Origin of the sequence: Pseudomonas sp. 25 R 14 (genome assembly GCF_900004755.1) — a bacterium.
Lineage (GTDB): Bacteria > Pseudomonadota > Gammaproteobacteria > Pseudomonadales > Pseudomonadaceae > Aquipseudomonas > Aquipseudomonas brenneri.
In genome coordinates this window covers 12,136-27,215 of the sequence record NZ_CVTS01000055.1, presented here as the reverse complement: position 1 = coordinate 27,215, position 15,080 = coordinate 12,136, and the positions used below count along the sequence as shown (strand labels likewise).

Genomic DNA, 15,080 nt, shown 5'->3' with positions numbered 1-15,080 from the left:
TCATCTGCGATCAGCAAATTGCACAAGTGCTCATCAAGCTTTCGCAGGAAAAGGTGCGTCCGTCAGAACCATTACCTAAACCGCGCCATAAAACCCGGCAACCCAATGCGCTTAACTTCGATGTTCGCACCTTGCTCTATCAGTTGGTCGGTGTAGACCTCACGCAAATACATGGCATTGGCCCCTTTTTGGCACTGCGGCTGGTCGCCGAATGTGGTACAGATCTGAGCCGATGGCGCACTTGTCATCATTTCACTTCGTGGCTAACGCTTGCCCCGGGATGTAGGATCAGTGGAGGTAAGGTGCTTTCCGCTCATACTCGGAAAACCAAGAATCGAGTGACCGCCCACCTGCGCTTGGCCGCTGTCACCGTCGGGAGAACGAGTACTGCGCTTGGGGCCTTCTATAGACGCCTTGCAGCTCGAATCGGAAAAGCCAAAGCAGTCACCGCGACCGCCCGAAAAATTGCGATTTTATTCTATAACGCGATGCGTTTCGGTATGAACTATCAGGACCCCGGAGCAGACCAGTACGAGCAGAGATATCGGGAGCGAGTCGTAAAGGGTCTACATCGCCGTGCTGCCGAATTTGGTTTCACTCTTCAGCCAACGGAGGGTGTTTCTTAGGAAGGCCGCCGCGTACTTTGCCAAGGAGTGCGGCTGAAGTACGCCTTTATTAAGCAGCAAGCGGGTCATTACGCGATTCGACGGCTTTGCCTGACGCTCAAGGTTCATCCCAGCGGCTACTACGCGTGGCTATCAGAACCAAAATCTGCGCGAGCCAAGGACGATCAGCGACTGCTTGGATTGATCAAACACTCCTGGCTGGAAAGCGGTGGCGTTTATGGCTATCGAAAGATCCATGATGACCTGCGAGAGGTTGGTGAGAGCTGTGGCCGTCACCGGGTGGCTAGGTTGATGCGCCTTGAAGGTTTACGTTCTCAGACTGGGTATCGACGGAGGCCTGGAAAATACGGCGGTAAGCCAGCCGTTGCCTCACCGAACTTACTGAAGCGCCAATTCGATGTCAGAGAACCCAACAAAGTTTGGGTCACAGACATTACCTACATCCGAACATATGAAGGCTGGCTGTATTTGGCCGTGGTGCTCGATCTGTTTTCACGCCAGATCATTGGTTGGTCAATGAAGTCGCAGATGACCAGCGACGTAGCCATTGATGCACTGCTGATGGCGGTTTGGAGACGTAAGCCGAAGCAAGAGGTGATGATCCACTCGGATCAAGGCAGTCAGGGCGGATTCAACCGGTCGTCGCAACACTGGATTGTTGTACAGACTTTAGATACTCATTCAGGGCTTCGGCAGGTGTTTTCCAGCCGAGTGTTTTTCGAGGTCTAGTGTTAAGTACGTGAGCTACGGCCTTTATTTCTTGGGCACTCCAACGAGAGAGGTCAGTGCCTTTCGGGAAGTATTGCCGTAGCAGGCCGTTCGTATTTTCGTTTGTGCCGCGCTGCCATGGACTATGTGGATCAGCAAAGAAAACCTTTACTCCGGACTCGATGGTAAATCGAGCGTGATCCGACAGCTCCTTTCCACGATCCCAGGTCAAAGATCGCCACAGCTCAATGGGAAGATCAGTCACCGTCTTCTTCAATGCGTTGGCCATACTAACAGCCCCATAGCCAGCCAGCGCCGGGCCGTTCTTCGTGCGGGGAATTAGCCCATAACCTTTCTCGCGAGGCAGATGGACGAGCATGGTAAATCGAGTTGAGCGCTCGACCAGAGTTCCAATCGCAGACCGGTTCAGACCGATGATCAGGTCACCCTCCCAATGCCCGGGTACAGCCCGATCTTCTACCTCAGCAGGGCGACTGGAGATCATGACGTCCTCGCTGACGTATGCCCACACTTTGGCCTGCGCTCTGGCTCTCGGCACGCGCAATGCTCGTCCTGAGCGCAGGCAGCTCACCAGTTCGCGCTTGAGAGCTCCTCGACCCTGAATGTAGAGCGCCTGATATATGGTTTCATGAGAGATGCGCATGGATTCATCATCCGGAAAATCGATCTGGAGCCGGTTGGCAATCTGCTCAGGCGACCAGCCATTGACCCATTTACGGTCACTGCGATGCGGTTTATTTCGGCCTTTGAAAGGCGCTTGCCGAGGCCCAGAAATCTCACGACCATCGGCGTCTTGAACCTTGCCCTCAAGGCGGTCGCGTACGTACTGGTGCAGTCGCGGGTTAGTGACCAGTTTCGCTGGTTTCGGCCTCTTGGCCACCAGCTCTGCCTTCCATTGCGCTACTGACGCTCGATATTCAAGCCGACCGCAACGGGTAGCAGCATTTCGTGTCAACTCCCGTGAAATTGTCGATGGGCTTCGTCCAAGGCGACGGGCGATCTCACGAACGCCAACACTTTGCGCTCGAAGCAGCCCAATCTCTTCTCGCTCTGCAAACGATAAGTATCGTCCTGATATGTGATTCGACATGAATAATGGCATCCCGCCTCGATGACGGAACCAGCGTGTACCTACCGCTGTTGATACGCCAACGGCATGTGCTGCCTTTTCGCTTGTGATGCCTGTTGCAATCTGCACCCAAAATAGTCGCTCGATCTCATTACGAAGTGAGGGTGCACCTGGAGAACGCATCGCTCCCCGGCCCGTCAATTTTTGCATCCATCCTGCGGGTCGTCCCATAAACACCTCGATCAAGGTGTTGCGACGACCGGTTGAATCCGCCTGCCGCGTGCAGAAAGGTTGCTCCGAACAGACAGATCACCATGGGCAGGAACAGATAGTCCAACAGAACGACCCAGCCAGCGAGAAACCCAACGTTGGGGCTGATGCATTTACGAACATAACTGTAGGCCGACCCGGCAACCGGAAACTCCGCCGCCATACGGGCATAGCTCAGTGCGGTAAACAGCATCGCTAGGGAGGCAACGAGGTAGGCCGCAGGCACCCCGCCCTTGGTTATATCGGCGAGAATCCCAAACGTGGCCAGCACAATGATGGGGGCCATGTAGGCAATGCCGAAAAGTACCACCGCCCCCAGGGAAAGGGTGCGCTTAAGAGGCGCCATGAGTTCTTCTCCGAATTATGGCTGTTGTGTCAGAGTTGAAAAAAGAGAGGTACTGCGAGTTCCCTGCAAGGCGGCAAGGAACAAGGGATTCACTCAAGGGATCGTTAGCTCACGACGACCGTCAAAATGCTCGGTCATGTCGCCGGGAAGAATCAGGCGTCGTTCATCGAGGTAACAATAGTCCTGGCGTGCAACCTTCAATTGTTCAAAATCCAGTTCAACGACTTGTCGGCACTCTTCGCGCCCCGCCTCGTAAAGAAATTGGCCGAAAGGATTGAGCACCGCACTTCCCCCGGCGAAGCACAGCCCCCCGTCACCATGGCCGACACGGTTCACCATTACCGTAAAGACCTGATTTTCCTGTGCCCGCGCCATGATGGCTGTTCGATGAATGGGCCCATAGGGGTCCATATTACCGTTGATGACAATGACCAACTCAGCCCCAAGCTGAGCGAGTGCCCTGGCACTCTCAGGAAACTCAATATCAAAACAAATCAACAGCCCCACCTGAATACCGTTCCAGAGCACTGTCGTGAACTGATTTCCGGGTGTCGTCAGACCACGCTCAAGGATCCAGGGATGCGTTTTGCGGTAACGCAGCGCAATCCCTTCCGGGGTAATCAGTACTGACGTGTTGTAGTACGTCTCAACGTCCTTCTCCAACACCCCGAGGACCACTGAAAGATTGCGTTCACGAGCCATGCGTTGAACGGCTTGCACGCTGGGTCCATCCAGTGGCTCCGCCACCGTCTTGATGATGCTGGCAGAAGGAAACCCCATCAGTTGGAGCTCCGGAAAAACGACAAGCTCCGTATCCGACGCACAGGCGGCAATGGCCTTCAGTGTACGGTCGAGGTTATAGGTAGTATCCCCGTCTCGACCTGCGAGCTGTACGAGTTCGACTTTCATGTATGCTCCTTACGATTGAGCGAGCGTGACGCTGTCAGACGGTGCAACTATCACTCGGCAAGCTCAAAGTATGGAGAAACACCCAGGCTGGGGTAATTACGCAGATGAAGTACCATAATTGAGGTATGTAGATGGGGCTGACGTTGCAAGATATCGCTTGGCATCAGTCAGTCGCGAAGCTGATCGAGGACCTCAGCAAACCCAGGTTCTGGACATCCCTGACTAGACTGCTCAAACAATATGTACCGTTTGACAGTTGGGTCGTACTCCTCTTCAGCAACGCACAACCGCAGCTATTTGCTATTTGTCCAGAAGCCGATGGGGGGCGCGTGCCACTCTTTCAGGAATATCTCAAGGGCGTTTATCAGCTTGATCCATTCTTCATGGCCAGTCGTGAGTCCAGTCGAGATGCGCTGCTTCGACTCTCCGACGTAGCGCCGGAACACTTCGAGAAGACCGATTATTATCAACGCTACTTTCGTCTGAGCGTGGTCGCCGATGAGTTGCAGTTCAATGTGTCTCTGGACTCGGAGCGGGTCTTTTGCCTGTCACTGGGCTCGCGACAAATATTTACGCCGCTTCAGATTGCAACGTTGAATCTGATTCAACCCTGGGTCACCGCACTGCTGCGACAACGCCTGATGTTCGAGCAAGAGTTGATGAACAAGGCCCCATCACCCGCACCGGTGTGGCAGCAACAGCTGGAAGGCGCGGGACAGAAGGTAGGGCTCAAGCTCACCGTGCGTGAGTTGGAAGTGGCTCAACTGATGTTGAGCGGCTGCTCCAGCAAGGAGATGGCCAGCAAGTTATCCATCTCGGTGGAGACCGTCAGGGTCCATCGGAAACACATCTACAACAAGCTTGATATCAGATCCCAGTCTGAGTTGTTCTCACTGTTCCTTAAGGCCCAGGAAGGATGAGCGTCCGCGCGTCCAACTCACCTTGATCGGGTATCGAAGATCATCTGGAGGATTATCACGGCGCCGTACGGGTCAACAGCAGGGTCAGATCAGCACTGACTTTGCTCGAGTAGTGGTCGCCCTGACGGCTGAAAAACAACAGTTTGCGTCCCTCCTCAGACACCACGGCAATACCGTCAGGCGTCGGGATCCAGCCCGCCACCGAGCCCTCCAGCCAGCGAGATAAGCATTCAGCGCCACCGGTCAGGGCATGACCGAAAACCTGTAGCGTGAAACTGCAACGCTGCTCGGCATTTTGCTGGACGTGGACCGACCACTGCCCGGCCAACTGTTGCGCACTCGGTAGTACAAGACTGCTGGCCATCGCCTCACACCCTATTGTAAAAGCCAGACACGTGCCTGGAAGAAGACGACTCAATATACCCACCATGGGTGATTCACTCCAGTGACGAAGGGGGGACGAAACCTGCGTCCCCCCTTCGGCGTCAAGCAACCAGATCAGTTACCGCCGCAATGCCAACGATATGCACCGCAAAGTCAGACAGCCCATCGCCGCTGAAGTCGATCGACAGATCACTGTTGTTACTGGCGTTATCCTGACTGAAGATCGCTTGCCCCGCCTGGGCCCCAAATGCCCCAACGAACTGCAACGACGAGAGGTGGAAACTGCTCAGGATATTGGACACATCGATCTTGTCCTCGCCACTGACGAAGTCAAGGATCTGATCCGGGTCAGACGGCAAGGAGTCGTTGCTGGCCGCAAACAGGAAAGTATCCTTGCCCGCCCCACCCCAGAGTTTATCGCCACCGCCACCGCCGAACAGAATGTCATCACCCGCGCCACCCTTGAGCTCGTTGGACACGCCATTGCCGATCAACAGATCGTTACCGGAACCACCGATGGCGTTTTCAACCACCACACCTTTGGCAATAGACACGTTGCCGGTCAGGCCACCCACATTGGAGAAGCTCGCCTCGTTAAGGTTGATTTTCTGGTTATCAGAAAAGCCCGAGAAATCCAGAGTATCGGTACCACCACCGTCCCATACCGCAAACACCGCCTTATCGGTATTGGCCGACAGCGTGTAGAAATCCCGCGCCGTATTGGAATTAAAACCATAGACCGTATCACCGGCCCGGGTCTGGGTATTGGCGCCGTAGAGGAGCTGGATCGCCGCAATATCATCGAGCAATGGCGCCGAACTGTAAGCCTGAGCAGTGCCCGCCCATTGCTCTAAAAAAGTGCCTTTGCTGAAATCCTGGTGAGTATTGCTCTCTTCCCAATAACTCATCACCGAAAACCCCCGAGTGTCTTCGGCGTACGTCACATCGGCGTAGCTTGGGTTCCCTTCCCCCGCGTTGTATTCGCCCGGGTGACTCAAGCCCAGGGTGTGACCGATCTCGTGGGTCAGGGTCTGACGACCATAGTTACCATTGGCCGGGGTGGTGTTGGTCGTATAGTCAGCGCTCACCAAGTACCACGACTGCCCTTTGTAGGCTGCATTGGAATAAGGTAGTTGGGCAAACGCCGCCCCGGCGCCATCACCGTTGGAGTAATTGCCAAAGGTCAAATCCCCATCAGTACCCGCCGCTGCTTCACTGAACGAGAGCTTCGCGACGTCCGACCAGGACTGCAAGGACAGCCTGGCCTGAGCCTTCTGCTGGTCGTTGAACGCTGAAAACTCCCCGAGGTTCTCACTCTGAAACAGACGATCGACCCCCGCATTGGCCACGGTACGAAACGAATACGTAAGGTGCACCACGTCCTCACCCGACGCAGGCGCCCAGGAAACATTCGCCCGGGTGATCTGAGCCGCAGCCTCGTCCACCGTATAGGACGGATGCCCATTGACCAGCGCATCACCACCCCGGTCATAAAAATGGAGGAAGGTGTCATAAGTGATAAAATCGGCGCTGGAGCCCGCCGCTGAGAGTACTTGCCCTGAGGCTAATATTTTCTTGGCCATTCGTATATTCCCTATAGTTCAATGACAAACATGGATGAAGTTCCCCGGTCATTTCCATGACCGTACACTCAAACCACAACGTCTCCGACCATGGCGTCAGCCCATATGCCGGAACAAGTATTTCTCTTCAAGTACAGGCATGAACGAGCAGCTCAAAAGCTAATCAAGCATAAGAGTTTCATGATGAGACCCTGAAAGGCATAACAGATATGTGCGTTTCTTATTACTGCCAGGAATAATACTCACCAGCAGCCAAGGCAACTGTACGCCAGAAGAACTCCTGAAGAAAGGTATAAGGACACAGCGCGAGGAAAAAAGGTTAAACTGACTTAGCCTTATTTGATAAAAACTCGTTAAAAAACAAACACAAGAGAAATACATCGAACATTTCTAATTTAAAATTAATTTTTTATGAAAGAGCAAAAGGAGCCCTCACACCTAGACGGGTATGAAGTTCGAAAAAACGAACACTCATGCGTGGCAGATTGAAGCAGCTCAACATATTATCGGGCGTTCCATTTAGTTAATTTTTTTGCTCTAAAATGTTTATCTCCAACGTCATGACCGCCTGCATCACTTATGTATAGCGATCACCCGGCATGGAATAACACATCGTTCAACATTCATCCTGCGTGCATCAAGAAGTTTCAGCCTGTATTCCTCGGCACTGCCGAAAACGCCTTGAACTTAGGCGACTGACTGTGCGGCGCTATTACTGCCAGAACGAGAAATAGAACACCATGACAACTGCTCATGTCGCCATCACGGGCCCCGTGCAGACGCGGGAGAAAAATTCATGCGGCCCTAGCTGCAGCAGCAACTGCCCTTGCTTCGACTTCAGCGAGGTCTGAACCCGTTGCGGCAAATCACTCCAGAACACCAGACCTGATCGCTCCTCAATTTGATCCATAGACACCTGAAAATCACAAAAATTGGCGCTCCTTGGGGTGTCTTGATCCATGACAAAAGAGGCGTAGAGCCCCTCTTCCGGTGAGCGCCCGACAAAGATGATTTTCCAGTAACCACTGGGAATCGTGTGGACCTTATTCGTACCCGGCAGAGAGCCAATAAACTGCTCATAGAGTGGACCGGTCACAACGTAGACTTCATCAATCCCGGCCTCCCGGCTCATGTTACGTTCCCGACCCTCCAAACGGGCCCATGGACTTTGATTCAGATCGGACTTTTGCGGCGTGATATTCGACAAGGAGTTCAAGATCGGCCAATCACCAACACCCCGGCCTGATGACCCCGATCCACCTTGAGTGCCACATTGACGCCGTTGTAATCGACCGGGTCAGCCCAGGCAGACCAGCCAACAAGAACAGAACGGTTCAGCGCTTCTAAAGACAGGCGTGCGTCTCACCGCCCATCACTCAGCTGGCGACTTGAGCACGGCTGACAATGCCCCCAAGGCAATGCTATTGAAGACCTCCTGCTGCTGGGCAGGGATGAGGCCACCCATCTGCTGCCAATCAGGCAGGTTGTTCAGCCAGGAAACGACGCTGTGTATCGTGCCCCGGAGGACTGCTGGAGCCCCCACTGCTCCCGCCTCTATCGACAACGTCAACATCTGCGCCTCATAACAACTGCGCATCTGCAGGATATGCTGTTGGTGCTCCCCGCAAAGGCAGCAAAACTCTCGTTCGGCCAGCAAAAAATGCAAACCCCAGCGTTTGTGCAAAGCGATATGCGCCTTTACCAACGCCTCAAGGCGATCAGGGGCTGCATGTTTTTCGGTGCGCAACAGGGCTTTGAAGAGCGCCTGGTAAAGTTCTTCAATGAACTCAAACAGCAGGTTTTCCTTACTCTCGAAATAGTTGTAAAGCGAGCCCGTGCCCATGCCCAGATGCAGGGCCAATTCGCGCATGCCCACTTGAGCAAAACCACGTTCGGCAAAGAGCGCCAGTGCCTTGCTGCGAATCTCTTCAAGGCGTAACGGTGGCGCTTTATCGGGTGTCACACGCCGCTCCACGGTTGAGTAGGCGGCCGCTGAAATCGACATTTGCATACCTGCACACACCTCAAGTAATCCAGCATCAACCTGCCCAAGTCAACACCTTGAGCAACATCGATCAGGCCTGACAGAGACCCGCTCCCTTAACAGCGGGGCAGTATTGAGGCATCCAGTCTCACTGAAACGACTCAAGGGCCGCCAGAGTCGAGGCCAATTAAAAAGCGCGTTTACTTCAAGACATCGCGAGCAATGATCTCTTTCATGATCTCAGAGGTTCCACCGTAAATTCGCTGCACCCGAGCATCCACATACGCACGAGAAATAGGGTACTCACTGATGTAGCCGTAACCGCCAAATAGCTGCAAGCAACCATCGACCACTCGCCCCTGCATTTCGGTACAGCCGAGTTTGGCCATGCTGACTGACGCGACATCCAGCGTCCCCTCTGCAAAGCGCTTGCGACACTCACTGACAAAGGCTTTATGCACGCGCATATCGGTTTGCATTTCGGCAAGCTTGAAGCGGGTATTTTGCAACTGGGCGAGCGGCCCACCAAAAGCCTTGCGTTCTTTCACGTAGTCAACTGTCAGCGCCAGTGCGCCCTCGGCAGCGGCTACCGCCATTGTCGCCAGGCTCACGCGCTCACGCTGTAACTCATTCATCAACACCATGAAACCTTGGTTCAACCCGCCCAGCATCGCTGTGGTGGGTATATGGACGTTCTGGAAAAACAACTCGGAGGTGTCCGCGCAATGGCAGCCGACTTTGTCCAGATTCCGACCCCGCTCAAAACCTTGGGTACCGCTTTCTACGATAAGCAGTGAAATCCCCTTGGCGCCTGCCACATCGGGGTTGGTCCTGGCGGCCACGATCACCAGATCGCAATGCTGACCGTTGGTGATAAACGTCTTTGAACCGTTAATCACGTAGTGATCGCCCAATTGCCTGGCGCGGGTACGAATACCCTGCAAATCAGACCCGGCCCCAGGTTCGGTCATCGCGATGGCGCCGACACACTCCCCAGTCACCATCTTTGGCAAGTACGCGTTCTTTTGCTCATCAGTGCCGGCATTAAGAATGTAATGGGCCACAATGTCCGAGTGCACCATCAAGCTGGCGCCCAGTGCGCCGCAGCCTGCCAACCCCATTTCCTGCGCTACAACCATCGAAAACTCAAACGAGGCGCCCGCACCGCCGAAGGCTTCCGGGACGTCGACACACAGCAGCCCGGCCTCACCCAACTGACGCCAGAGCTCACGCGGAACAATGCCTTCCTTTTCCCAGCGCTCGTAGTGAGGAACAATTTGGCTTTGTATAAAACGGTGTACGTTGTCACGGAACAATTGCAGTTCCGCTTGATCCGATTCAACACCCATGACCACCTCGTTTGTTATAGGAACTACCCGCTCAGCGATCGGAACATTCCGCGCGTTTTACAACGCGACCATGGCTTCACCGATCAGGGTTTGTGTCCCGGTGGCCGTTGTTGCCGCGATTTCAAGACGTACCAGTTGCACGCCCTGCTCCTCGAGTATCTCCACCACCTTACCGGTACAGGTGATGACGTCATGTACCTGGGTCAACGCGGTAAAACGCGTGGTGAACGTGCGCAACTTCATTTGCGGCTGCCAATCGGTGAGCATTCGCCCCAGGTAAGCCATGGACAACATGCCATGGGCAAACACATCGGGCATGCCCGCCTTACGGGCAAAATCCGAATCGACATGGATAGGGTTGTGGTCTCCCGAAGCCCCGCAATACAACGCCAGGGTGTGACGAGAAACGGGAGGCAACGTCAAGGCGGGCACGAGACTTCCCACTTTAATCTGTGACATGACAAACACTCCTCTTAGTTGCGATAAACCAGGTTGCACTGAGCTTTCGCAACCAGCGTGCCGTTTTGATTGGTGTAGGTGCTTTGCGTCACCACAAATTCCAGCGCGCCGTCTTTCTTGTCGAATATATCGACGATCTTGCGAGCAACGGTGATTTCATCGCCTGCATAAATTGGCTCAAAGTATTCGAACGACTGACTGCCATGCAGAATGCGCCCGACATCCAATTGCAAAGCCTTGACCTCCGGTGGCAAGTCGTCCTTGCCCTCCATGTCCAGTACCATGGCAAACGTCGGTGGCGCGGGCGTTGAGAGATAACCGGCTTCCCGCGCACAGGGGTCATCCAGGTAGATGTCATTGCGCTCGCCAATAGCCTTGGCAAAAAAAGCCAGTCGCCCCTTTTCGACTGGAACCACAAAAGAGGCGAATTCGATGCCTATCTTGGTGCGATCCAACATAGTGTTCTTCCGTTCTTGTTGTTAAGCGCTACCGATCTAGACGCTGCGATACAGGGTGACGACGGCTGCGCCGCCCAAGCCCAGATTGTGTTGCAGCGCCATGCGCGCACCCTCGACCTGACGTTCACCCGCCTGACCGCGCAGATGCCATACCAGCTCAGTGCATTGGGCCAGGCCAGTAGCTCCTAGAGGGTGCCCCTTGGACATCAGCCCGCCCGATGGATTAACCACGTAGCGTCCGCCGTAGGTGTTGTTACCGTCGTGAATGAACTTCTCCGCCTCACCCTCGGCGCACAGGCCCAGCGCTTCATAGGTAATGACTTCGTTGGGCGTGAAACAGTCGTGCAGTTCCACCACCTGAATGGCTTCAGGACCAACTCCGGCCTGCTCATAAACTTCTTGTGCGGCTTTGTGGGTCATCTCAGCACCGATCAGATTGATCGGATCGTTCCAACTGTCCTGCAAGTCGGTGGCCATCGACTGGCCGATGATTTCCACACCGGCCACCACCCCCTGCTGTCGAGCAAAGGCTTCGCTGCAGACGATGACTGCGGCGGCCCCACAGCTGGGCGGGCATGCCATCAATCGTGTCAGATAAGGCGGATAGATCATCGGCGCCGCCATGACCTCGTCCACCGTCAATGGCACGGTGAACATCGAGAATGGATTGCGCACGGCGTGACTGCGGGTCTTGACCGAAACACGCGCGAAGATGTCGGGGTGGGCGCCATACTTTTCAATGTAGGCAGTGCCGGCTGAACCAAACATACGTAGAGCCAGGGGCCCTTCCGGGGCATCAGCTACAGCGTCAAGGCGTTGCAGCATTGGGCCGAAAGGTGACTCTCGATCATCCCAATGAGAGCCCAGGGCGCCGGGTTGCATCTCCTCAAAACCGAACGCCAATGCGCACTCCACCGCACCACTGGAAACGGCCTGGCGGGCCAGAAACAACGCCGTAGAGCCAGAGGAGCAGTTATTGTTGACGTTAATGATCGGGATACCGCTCATGCCAACACCATACAAGGCATGTTGCCCGCAGGTGCTGTCGCCATAGACATAGCTGGCATAGGCCTGTTGTACGAGCCGGTAGTCAATACCGGCATCCTCCAACGCGGCCTTCACCGCCTGGGTGGCCATGACTCGGTACGGCTCCTGGGTGCCGGGTTTGCAAAACTTGACCATCCCCACACCCGCAATACGAACGTTAGACATGACTGTTTCCTTTTATTGGGCGGGTTACTTCTTGGTGGCCAACAAATCGATACCCACCATCTTGCCGACAGCAGTAAACGTACTCATGATATTTTCCGCGGGCTCGGACTCACTGAAGTCACAAATGTCGCTCCAGCGTTCAGCGACTTGTTCAGCACTCACACCGTGCTCAATACCAAAGGCCACGCCTTTGCTGCGCTCAGTGCGGATCTTCGCGAACCAACTGGCGCCAACTTCAAAGACCCCCCCGTTTTCAGTGCTGCTTTCGGCACAGAGTTTAATCGCCAATGGCACGACGTAATCGGGGCTGGTGGCCTTGAGCACTTCTTCAGGCCAGATGGTCTCGGTCAAACGGGAACCGGCAATCGGCGCGATCACATTGGAGTAAATATTGTTGCGCGCCCCCTCCAGCGCCAGCGTTCGTCCCAAGCCCAGCAGTGCAGACTTGGCGGAGCTGTAGTTGGCCTGCCCAAAGTTACCGTAGATCCCCGCAGCAGAGGTGGTGAAGAGAATGCGGCCAAAGCCTTGCTCACGCATGGTCGCCCATGCCGCCTTGGTCACCTTGTAGGCCCCCTCGACATGGACGCGGTAAATCAATTGCCAGTCGGCATCCGTCATCTTGGCAAAACTGACATCGCGCAAAATACCGGCGTTGTTAATCACGACATCAACCCGGCCATAGGTATCCAGGGCGGTTTTGATAATCTTGTCACCGAACTCAACCGAGTCATGGTTCGCCACGGCCGTACCGCCCTGACTACGGATTTCCTCTACCACCAGGTCGGCTGCGGCGACGCTCTGCCCTTCGCCATGGCCGCTGCCGCCCAAATCGTTAACAACAACTTGAGCACCCCGCCGCGCAAACTCCAGAGCATAAGCTCGGCCTAATCCATTCCCTGCGCCAGTTACAACTACAACGCGTCCGTCAAAACGTATCTGTTCCATTAAAGGCCACCTTCATTAACTTTATTATTCGAAATAACTAAACAGCTTGCCCGTAACCAAGCAGGCAAACAATAACTGTAACGGCCAACTAAATTAACCGTATTGTTCTTTCAGCACGATAGAAAAGCCAGTCACTGCAACTGACCATTGACTCTTAAACCCGACCCACCGGACAGATTAGTTGATGCCACGCGAGTGATCACGCCAATACGTCTCGCGCAATTCAACTTTGCGTAACTTACCCGCTGCCGTTAGAGGAAAAGGCTCCTCACGAAAGACCACACTGCGTGGGCACTTGTAACCGGCAATGTACTGTCGGCAGTGGTCGATGATTTCCTGCTCGGTCACACCCACAGCAGTGCGAAGGCGAATAATGGCATGTACGGATTCACCCCATTGCACACTGGGAATACCAATCACAACCACTTCATGTATTGCCGGGTGCTTGGAAATAGCACTTTCCACTTCAGCGGAAAACACGTTTTCACCCCCCGATATGATCATGTCCTTGACCCGGTCAACCAGAAACAGAAAACCTTCGTCATCCAGATAACCCGCATCACCCGTCATAACCCAGCCATCGACCAGCGTGGCCTTGGTTTGCTCCGGATTGTTCCAGTAACCGAGCATGGTATTGGGACCTCGTACCGCCACCTCACCAATCTCGCCAGGTATCAATGCAACACCGTCACTGCCCACAATCTTCAGCTCTACGCAGGAACCGGCCTGGCCAGCCGAACGCAAACGACCGGCATCAGGTCCATCGACCACGTGATATCGCGGCCCCAGAATAGTCGCTAAAGGGCCCAGCTCGGTTTGTCCATAAGCCTGGTAGAAGTCCACCTGGGCAAAACTATCCATCGCCCGTAACAACGTACCTTCGGGCATGGGTGAGGCGCCGTATACGATCTTGCGCAATGACGATATGTCGGCGCTGGCCAGCGCTGGATGATCCAGCAGCATCGAAATCATGGTGGGAACGAGTAAAATATCCGTCACCTTGCAGGCTACAATCGCCTCAAGCACCCGCCCCACGTCAAACTCCGGCACGAATGTATGAGTTGAGCCTGCAATGGTATTGGTAAGTGAAAAAGCCAGGTCAGCGAGATGAAACATTGGGGCTGCATGCAAATAAACCGTGCCAGGGTCGTTGACTGAGAGCCCCGTCAGGATAGAAAGGCTGCTGCTGCACAGGTTCTGATGGGACAGCATCACCCCTTTGGGAAACCCCGTGGTGCCCCCGGTATAAAAAATGCCCGCCGCAGTGCTGTACCCGGCCTCAAACGGCTCGACCGGTTCACTGGCCAGAATCAACGCCTCATAACTCAGCATCCCGTCCGGCGCTTCCCCCTCCCCCATATAAATAACCGTCTTGATGCACTCCACCTGACGAAGTATCTCACCGGCAGTCTCTTTGAACGCTTCATCGACAAACAGGACAGTGGCTGCGCAATCTTCCAGGGAATAGACATTTTCCTTGATCGACCAGCGCGTATTTAAAGGCACCAAGGCATAGCCGGCCCAAGGAATGGAAAAGAACAACTCCAGGTAACGGTCTGAGTTCAACGCGAGAATCGCCGCCCGGTCACCCGGCTGTCCTCCGAGAGCTTTCAGGGCACCTGCCATCCGGGCAACCCGTTGTTGAAACTCCACCCATGTATGCTGGCGAGCGCCATTAATTGTTGCAATTTTGTTTGGAAAAATCTGAGCGCTTCGCTTGACCGGCTGAAACAGGTACATAGGGACCTCTTTTTATAATTATTAGGTATAAAAGTACACAGCTACTTGAGCGGTAGGCAACCGACGCTACTTGGCATCCACACTGTCAATACTCTTG

At 54.5% G+C, this 15,080-nt stretch carries 13 protein-coding genes and 3 pseudogenes; 3 read left to right on the top strand and 13 right to left on the bottom strand.

What is annotated here, in order from left to right:
* Window positions 1–626, top strand: a 626-nt coding sequence (locus BFQ03_RS29265; RefSeq protein WP_139115694.1) for a transposase, incomplete at its 5' end; no start/stop codon positions are given.
* Window positions 627–1,250: pseudogene (locus BFQ03_RS20675) on the top strand (IS3 family transposase); the annotation flags it as partial. It lies immediately after the preceding gene.
* A gap of 7 nt (window positions 1,251–1,257) precedes the next feature.
* Here BFQ03_RS20675 and BFQ03_RS29260 read toward each other — a convergent pair.
* From BFQ03_RS29260 to BFQ03_RS20660, 3 genes and pseudogenes are all read right to left on the bottom strand, one after another.
* Window positions 1,258–2,634, bottom strand: a complete 1,377-nt coding sequence (locus BFQ03_RS29260) for an IS30 family transposase (RefSeq protein WP_083204883.1) — start codon at window positions 2,632–2,634, stop codon at window positions 1,258–1,260.
* Between the two features lie 64 nt (window positions 2,635–2,698).
* A pseudogene (locus BFQ03_RS20665) lies at window positions 2,699–3,040 on the bottom strand (amino acid permease); the annotation flags it as partial.
* A 93-nt stretch (window positions 3,041–3,133) separates the two neighbouring features.
* Window positions 3,134–3,949 carry a carbon-nitrogen hydrolase family protein gene (locus BFQ03_RS20660; RefSeq protein ID WP_065943902.1) on the bottom strand — a complete coding sequence of 272 codons (816 nt, stop codon included), beginning with the start codon at window positions 3,947–3,949 and terminating at the stop codon, window positions 3,134–3,136.
* Between the two features lie 131 nt (window positions 3,950–4,080).
* Here BFQ03_RS20660 and BFQ03_RS20655 point away from each other — a divergent pair, with 131 nt between their 5' ends.
* On the top strand, window positions 4,081–4,869 hold the full coding sequence (locus BFQ03_RS20655; RefSeq protein WP_065943901.1) for a helix-turn-helix transcriptional regulator: 789 nt from the start codon (window positions 4,081–4,083) through the stop codon (window positions 4,867–4,869).
* A gap of 55 nt (window positions 4,870–4,924) precedes the next feature.
* Here BFQ03_RS20655 and BFQ03_RS20650 read toward each other — a convergent pair whose 3' ends face one another.
* From BFQ03_RS20650 to BFQ03_RS20605, 10 genes and pseudogenes are all read right to left on the bottom strand, one after another.
* A complete protein-coding gene (locus BFQ03_RS20650) occupies window positions 4,925–5,233 on the bottom strand; it encodes an AprI/Inh family metalloprotease inhibitor (protein ID WP_139115716.1) in 309 nt (102 codons plus the stop codon).
* Window positions 5,234–5,354: 121 nt separating this feature from the next.
* A complete protein-coding gene (locus BFQ03_RS20645) occupies window positions 5,355–6,836 on the bottom strand; it encodes a serralysin family metalloprotease (protein WP_065943899.1) in 1,482 nt (493 codons plus the stop codon).
* 751 nt (window positions 6,837–7,587) lie between these two features.
* A pseudogene (locus tag BFQ03_RS20640) lies at window positions 7,588–8,135 on the bottom strand (DNA/RNA non-specific endonuclease); the annotation flags it as partial.
* Window positions 8,136–8,208: 73 nt separating this feature from the next.
* A complete protein-coding gene (locus tag BFQ03_RS20635) occupies window positions 8,209–8,847 on the bottom strand; it encodes a TetR/AcrR family transcriptional regulator (RefSeq protein WP_083204882.1) in 639 nt (212 codons plus the stop codon).
* Window positions 8,848–9,020: 173 nt separating this feature from the next.
* A complete protein-coding gene (locus tag BFQ03_RS20630; protein WP_065943898.1) occupies window positions 9,021–10,169 on the bottom strand; it encodes an acyl-CoA dehydrogenase family protein in 1,149 nt (382 codons plus the stop codon).
* A gap of 57 nt (window positions 10,170–10,226) precedes the next feature.
* Window positions 10,227–10,628, bottom strand: a complete 402-nt coding sequence (locus BFQ03_RS20625) for a MaoC family dehydratase (protein ID WP_065943897.1) — start codon at window positions 10,626–10,628, stop codon at window positions 10,227–10,229.
* Window positions 10,629–10,642: 14 nt separating this feature from the next.
* Entirely contained in the window at window positions 10,643–11,086 is a 444-nt protein-coding gene (locus tag BFQ03_RS20620; protein ID WP_065943896.1) for a MaoC family dehydratase N-terminal domain-containing protein, read from the bottom strand.
* 36 nt (window positions 11,087–11,122) lie between these two features.
* Complete coding sequence (locus tag BFQ03_RS20615; protein WP_065943895.1) at window positions 11,123–12,298, bottom strand: lipid-transfer protein; 1,176 nt, start codon at window positions 12,296–12,298, stop codon at window positions 11,123–11,125.
* Window positions 12,299–12,322: 24 nt separating this feature from the next.
* Window positions 12,323–13,243, bottom strand: a complete 921-nt coding sequence (locus BFQ03_RS20610; protein ID WP_065943894.1) for an SDR family oxidoreductase — start codon at window positions 13,241–13,243, stop codon at window positions 12,323–12,325.
* 177 nt (window positions 13,244–13,420) lie between these two features.
* Entirely contained in the window at window positions 13,421–14,983 is a 1,563-nt protein-coding gene (locus BFQ03_RS20605; protein WP_065943893.1) for a long-chain-fatty-acid--CoA ligase, read from the bottom strand.
* Between the last annotated feature and the right edge of the window lie 97 nt (window positions 14,984–15,080).